Annotated in this window: 1 pseudogene; it reads right to left on the bottom strand. The window is 62.3% G+C overall.

The annotated features are described in order from the left end of the window. Positions 1 to 223 (bottom strand): annotated as a pseudogene (locus tag AAEZ08_RS23180) (cell division protein FtsW); the annotation flags it as partial. Between the last annotated feature and the right edge of the window lie 34 nt (positions 224 to 257).

Below are 257 nucleotides of genomic sequence, written 5' to 3'. Positions count from 1 at the left end.
CGCCCAAACCGATCACCAGGTAAATCAGGTGGCGGAGCATGTGGTACAGGGTGTTGCCCGACTGAACGGCGGCCACTTCCGAGGACGCCGAAGTGATCATCACCAGGCCAAGGCCCAGCAACGCCAGGCACCCGACGAGCATTGGGAAGTCGAGATCAATGCCACGCCCGGTAATGAGCGGCGACGGGTATGGCTTGATGATGTTGCGCAGATCGAGCGTCATGCCAAGGCCTCCACGGCGCGGGCGAACAACTGGC

It is taken from the genome of Pseudomonas sp. E45-MNA-CIBAN-0222, assembly GCF_040310405.1.
GTDB classification, from domain to species: Bacteria; Pseudomonadota; Gammaproteobacteria; order Pseudomonadales; family Pseudomonadaceae; genus Stutzerimonas; species Stutzerimonas stutzeri_AC.
This window is presented reverse-complemented; position numbering and strand designations above follow the sequence as displayed.